Annotated in this window: 5 protein-coding genes; 3 read left to right on the top strand and 2 right to left on the bottom strand. The window is 48.1% G+C overall.

Going from position 1 to position 6,226, the window contains the following annotated elements; all coding sequences use genetic code 11:
• Nucleotides 1-404 precede the first annotated feature (404 nt).
• Genes WC734_06400 through WC734_06410 form a run of 3 tightly spaced genes read left to right on the top strand, consistent with a single transcriptional unit; the run spans nucleotide 405 to nucleotide 2,454 of the window.
• Complete coding sequence (locus tag WC734_06400; protein MFA6198747.1) at nucleotides 405-803, top strand: GtrA family protein; 399 nt, start codon at nucleotides 405-407, stop codon at nucleotides 801-803.
• Nucleotides 804-1,511, top strand: a complete 708-nt coding sequence (locus WC734_06405) for a class I SAM-dependent methyltransferase (GenBank protein MFA6198748.1) — start codon at nucleotides 804-806, stop codon at nucleotides 1,509-1,511.
• Entirely contained in the window at nucleotides 1,501-2,454 is a 954-nt protein-coding gene (locus WC734_06410) for a glycosyltransferase (protein MFA6198749.1), read from the top strand. The genes WC734_06405 and WC734_06410 overlap by 11 nt, the downstream gene beginning before the upstream one ends.
• A 35-nt stretch (nucleotides 2,455-2,489) precedes the next feature.
• On the opposite strand, the gene WC734_06415 is transcribed toward WC734_06410, so the two are convergent.
• Both WC734_06415 and WC734_06420 read right to left on the bottom strand, forming a co-directional pair.
• On the bottom strand, nucleotides 2,490-5,237 hold the full coding sequence (locus tag WC734_06415; protein ID MFA6198750.1) for a hypothetical protein: 2,748 nt from the start codon (nucleotides 5,235-5,237) through the stop codon (nucleotides 2,490-2,492).
• Between the two features lie 17 nt (nucleotides 5,238-5,254).
• On the bottom strand, nucleotides 5,255-6,226 hold a 972-nt coding region (locus tag WC734_06420), incomplete at its 5' end, for an SGNH hydrolase domain-containing protein (protein ID MFA6198751.1).

Below are 6,226 nucleotides of genomic sequence, written 5' to 3' on the forward strand. Positions count from 1 at the left end.
TACCCCGATGAACCCGCCCTTGACCCAAGTGGGAAAAGCATGAAAGCCGACGACCGCAAGAATGGCGATGGCTCGCAGACCATCTATGTCTGCACGGTATTTGGGATGCGTTAGGTGGGGTGTGCCGAGTGGCGGAGCAGTTGGTAATGGGGACATTTCTTATAGGAAAGGATTCTATTGAATGAATTGTATAGCATCCGACTTCACTGCCCCTGAGAGACAGGCATGACAATCCGAAGAGTCGGTATCAGTCACAGCTCGCGACTACAGAAGCCTAAGTCCGTACGAAAACGATATACTCGCAAGAATAATCATGCCTGTAGCCTGCTTACTTTGCGCGTCCGATAAACGAACTATATAGAAATTTTGGGCGTGCCCCGTTGAGTTGATAAAAATAGATTGAAATGCCGATACTCTCTGTTCGATTCGTTAGGTTTGCTGTCATTGGAGGGATTGGCTTCGTAATCGAAGCTGCAGTTATTACGCTCGTAGGGCGTCACCTTGGATGGGGCGCCATGAATGCGAGGATGCTATCCTTCCCCTGCGCCGTGTTGGTTACCTGGTGGCTTAACCGGAAATACAACTTTCGTTCGCAGAATCATCTGGTGGTTGAGGGCTCAAGCTATTTTGTGGTGCAAGTGGCTGGCGCACTTTCCAATTTGGCGGTGTATGCCTCTTGTGTTTCGATTTTTCCCTTCTTTGCGGCCTGGCCAGTGGCTGGGCTTGCTGTGGGTGCGGTCGCCGGTCTGTTGGTGAACTTCCTTTTGTCCAAACATTTTGTATTCGGCCAGATCAAAGCATAAATGACCAAAGAAAATTCCTACACTTATTCCGGGCACGAGAATCTGCTGGCGATGCAACATGCTAGGAATTACAACGATTTCTTGGGAAGAATGATCCATAAATATGGTCAGGGCTATGCAACGATTGTCGATTTTGGCGCAGGAGTTGGCGCTTTTGCCGACACAGCAAAAGTTTGGGCCGGACGTTTGGTGTGCGTTGAGCCAGATTACAAGCAATTAGTCATCCTTCAATCCTCAGGATTCGAAACCGTTCCAGATATCTCATTGCTTCCTGATGCCAGCGTTGATTATGTTTACAGCGTAAATGTCCTCGAACATATTGAGGATGATATCGGCGTGCTTGCGGAGATATCCCGTAAGTTGCGGCCGGGCGGTCGCCTGCTGATTTATGTGCCGGCGTTGCATTGGTTGTTTACGAGCATGGATAGGGAGGTGGGGCATGTCCGCCGATACTCTCGCGGCGAATTGAATGGGAAATTATGCGGTGCGGGATATCGAATCACTCGTAGCGTCTACGTTGATTCAATCGGGGTGTTAGCCACGCTTGCCTACAAATGGTTCGCCAACAAGCAAAAAGGTAGAATCAACGTCGGTGCACTTAAAGCGTATGACAGGTTCGTGTTCCCGCTAAGTCTGGTGCTGGATCGGTTGTTGGGCAAACTGCTTGGAAAGAATCTTCTTGTCGTGTGTGAGAAAAATGGAAACTAAAGTTGAAATCGCCATCCTGATCCCTTGTTACAACGAAGCTATCTCTATTGGCTCGGTAGTTACTGCATTTGGCAAAGAACTTCCTGAAGCGAAGATCTACGTTTACGACAATAACTCCCGGGATGACACAGCCAGTCAGGCATTGGCGGCCGGTGCAATTGTGCGTACCGAAAAAATGCAAGGGAAAGGCAACGTTGTTTGTCGAATGTTTGCCGATATTGAGGCCGATATTTACATATTGGTGGATGGAGATGGAACTTACGATGCTTCGCAGGCGCGTCAGATGGTAAATACCATGTTGTCCGGCCCATACGACATGATCAATGGAAAGCGAGTTGAAACCGGAGCAGAGAACTACCGCGCGGGGCACCGGCTTGGAAACGCCGTACTGACCGGTATGGTGAGGCATATATTCAGCCGAGGTTTTACCGACATGCTTTCTGGATATAAGGTTTTCAGCAGAAGATATGTAAAATCTTTTCCTGCATTGTCTTCAGGTTTTGAGATTGAAACTCAGTTAACAGTGCATGCGCTCGATATGAAAATGGCGGTGGCTGAAATTGATACTGCTTATGGCAGCAGGCCTATCGGCTCCACCAGCAAACTCAATACATGGAGGGATGGTATGCGAATATTGATTACCATCCTGAGGCTCATGAAGAATGAGAGACCCTTTGAGTTCTTCTGTGTGATCGGAGTGGTTTTAGGCTTAATTGCAGCAGTTATGTTCTGGCCGATCTTTGTCGCTTACACCCAAACCGGATTGGTGTTGCGAGTCCCAACATTAATCGTTATTACCGGCATGGCTTCATGCGCTGTTCTGAGCGTATTCAGCGGAATCATTCTTGATGCAGTTACCTTGGCCAAACATGAAAAGCGTCGACTGCATTATCTTTCAATCCCAGCCTTGCAAACTTGTTCGGGTGATTCGCTTATGCATTGAGCTTGACAGCATTCGCTCGCGAAAATCTGTTAAGTTCACAGCCCCCTTAGTTGCTCCTTCAACTCCGGTGTTGTATTGAGATCGGCAGGGAAGTCTTTGCGCAAACCGCAGTCTATAGCGAGTGACCTTAAGCCGAACATTGTCGGTCTGGCGGTTGCGGCCTTACCATTTATCAGGAATTCGAGCACATTCTCCCCAGCACGGATAGCGCCATCCGGCAATTTGAGTTGCTGCGTTTGGGAAGTATCTTTATCGCGTAGCACAAGACGTTGAATTACTTTTCCATTCAAAGTAAGGGTTAGTTGTCCACTCCCCGTTGTCACCGTATCCATACCGACTGAACAAGCTGAAAGCCCATGCAGTAGCGGGAATCGAATGGCAGATTTCTTTTGGCTCATCCGGCTGTAGCCCCCCTCTTCTGGTTGCCAACCCATAGTGTGCGCATTCTGTTTGGAAAGTTCTTGGGCATCATAGCGCACCAAATCTCGCATGTTCATCACATTCCAATTGGCGCTTGGGTTGATAGGCAACCACATATGCGAAGCAATTTTTGGATTGTCGCGACGCCAGAATCGAATATGTAGCATGCCGTCTAATGGTTGGCCCGGAACATTTATGGCGCCTACCTTGGGCCAAGGCTCGGCAGCCAAAACAAGCTTGGCCGCAGTATTTTGGGCGAAGTATGTTATCGAGAACATCAAGTGTTCATCTTTGTCGATACCGTAAAAATTAGAAAAACTGATAGATGCCAATCCGCCCTTGTCATTACGCTGTTGGTGCAACTGAAATATTGCGAATATGGAAGCTTCATTTGAAGTCTGGGATGCAACAGCTTTTCCTGTTCCAAATACGCGTTGTGTCCCATATAGCGTCAGGGCAGTTCCAATCAAGCTTAATCGCGTACGATCGTCGTGATCGAACACCAATGGAATTTCTGTGCCGCCACGTGCCAATACAAGAGCCAGGTCATAGTCGGCGTTAGGTGTGGCATGAAGTTCGGTAGAGGTGGCATAGCGTGCGGAGGGATGCTCGGTCATAAACAGAAAGTACGGCAATTCCCACTGTGAATAAGCAATTAGTGTTCTCTGGGAGGCTTTTAATGTATCGCTTAGCTGCGGAGAGAATACTTGCTGGTTTGGCTGAAAGTGCGATGCCCGCAGGCTTGGTATGTTGCGCTGATAATTGAACGCAAAATAGTTTGCCGCACTGACCAGATTGGCGGCTAGAACCCCGATACATGCGCTGATCACTAGCGCTCCCGCCAGCTTTCTTTTATGCGCTCCATATTCCCAGAGCCATGCCAAAGCAGGTGCCGCAAGCGCCATGGAGAACGCATAGTAAATGCCCTCGCCTCTCACGTATTTCAATTGGAAGCAGCGGGTGAAGTGCCACGCAAAGAAAGCCAATGCTAACCATAATGCGACAGATCTGAAATAACTGGGCTTCTGGCGTAGAGCCAAGATAATGACCAACACCAGCAGCCACGGTACAAAGCCTAGCCAGACAGAAACTTCATTTACCCCAAAGTGCGCAGCATTCGAGACTACCCCATCGAAGTAAAAATAAGGTTCGTGGCTGTAATGCAGGCTTGGCGTTACCCAGGAAAAGAAAAGATTGTTAATCCATACATTGTATGCGTCACCAAACGCTTTTCTGGCATCTTGCGTATGCCCTAAATATAGATCGGGTATCGGCCCAAAAAACATGCTGGCAGTTGAAATGAGGGAATGGACGCTTGCTGAAACAAGGCTGAACGGCGTATTCAAAAAGCCGGGTATGTCGAACACTAGCATGCCGCTTTCTGAATAATTCACTATGAATACTGGCAGGGCAAGGATTGCAATCACCAGAATTGCAGCTGCGATTTTGGCTCCCCGAGGTTGGAAGAACGATTTGAAACTTCTGGTTTTCACGAGCCGGAAAACAATGCCGATTATCAGAAGTCCGGCGATAGGGGCCATCATTGCGAGATGCAATTTAGATCCGGCAGACAAGCCAATACCCATCGCGGCAAACATTGCATCGTGCCAACTTCCGGTTTTCCACCAACGAACCAGAAACATGACTCCAATGAGTAGGGGAACGCCGGCAAGCAGGTCATCATTGGTCGAACTGGCAGAAACTAGCACTGCCGGAGTGGTGATAAACAGTGCTGAGGCAAACAACGAAGCAGTGTGCCTTGCGCCAATATCGCGTGCAAAACGCCATACCGCCACACCACCGACAAGCCATGTTAAAAATCCAAACAGGTTGAACCACGTACCGGCAAGGTTGTGTATGGCGAACCAAATATAGGCCAGGGAGATATCAAATGGATAGAACTGGATTCGGGAATCGCCAGGCACTTGATGAAGTGAGCCCTGCTCTATATAGAACATAGCTCGCGGGAATCTGTATGCCACGCTGTCAAAATTATTTGAAACGTAGAAGGTGCAAATCATTGCGGTTTGCACGAGTACGATTAGAATCGCAAACCACAAAAATAGGTTTATCCAGCGATCTATGCGGGTACCTTTATCTTGTGATATGGCTGCGGCAGCAGGGAGAAGGTGATTCATTCGCCGCAGCAGAAGCGCAAACACGGTCGCGAAGGAAAGCGAGATGGCTTCGTAAGCGATGAGATTGCCGAGCAGTCCCCAATAGCCGAGTAGGAGGGCAGTGCAGACTAGAGTGGTCCACGACAATAGAAACAGGGCGCAGATTGTGGATGCAATATCGTGCCTGCGAGGCCAAAGCCCCCAAGTGAGAAAACTAAGTAACAGTACGATGTGCAAAGTGGCCATAAGAATTTACAGTAGGGCTAAGGTTTCGATTTGAAATCAGACGGAAAACTTCTAAAAATTCCCTGTTTTATTTTACCCACGAAGTACTCTGAGCCGGCTTTGGATAAATGACCATAATCAACTGCAATAAAACTCTCAGGATTATCGCCGATTCGCGATATACATCTATCGGCATTGCACAAGTGCTGTATGGCTGATATGTAGGCAGCACCATTCGATTCAGTAATCTGTTTTAATGAATTGTCCAATGTGGGGAAAACCGTGGCTTTCTGGGAAACAGGAATGCGCTCCTTTTTGTCGAGGGAGTTCTTCCAGAAAAGGAAGCTGACTTTCTGCGGACTTTCTTGCCATTGAGGTGCGGGGCCGATGACAACAACCTTTGTGTTTTGCAACTTGGATTTGATAAATTTCAAAGTCTCATCCAATTTTGAAACCAACGTGGACTCATCCCAAGTATATGCGCCGCCGGGCACGATAAAGGCTGAGTTCATTATCAATACATCCGGCTTATTGCGAATGAGCAAATCAATCACATTATGGTTTGCGGCATCGCATTTTTTTCTCAGGACAGAGTAAGTTCCAACTTGGAGCAGAGGCGGACAGGCGGCGGTTGTTAGTTGCATGATTCCGAAATCAGATTCTTCCTGAATTTTCTTTAAGCCGGGATATAAAGCGGAAGCATGAGAATCCCCCCAAAGGGCGACCAAAGGCCTGGCACTTTCAACACAGGATTTATCGTGAACGATTACTTCGTCGGTTTCTAAATGGCATTGGCCGTATCGTATAAATTTGGCGAATTGGAAATCAATTGTCTGTACATACATCTGAACTTCTGCGGGCAACCGGAAGGCATAGCCCTCTTTCTTATAGCAATTGAACCCGACGAAGCCGACGAGCGTCATCAGTGCGATAAGGATCAAGGTTTTAGCCCGGCTATGATTGCCGAAGCGGAACGGTTTCTCGATCAACCGGTAAGTCAGCCAAGCCAG

Source organism: Patescibacteria group bacterium (genome assembly GCA_041661625.1).
Classification (GTDB): domain Bacteria; phylum Patescibacteriota; class Patescibacteriia; order JAHIZJ01; family JAHIZJ01; genus JBAZUB01.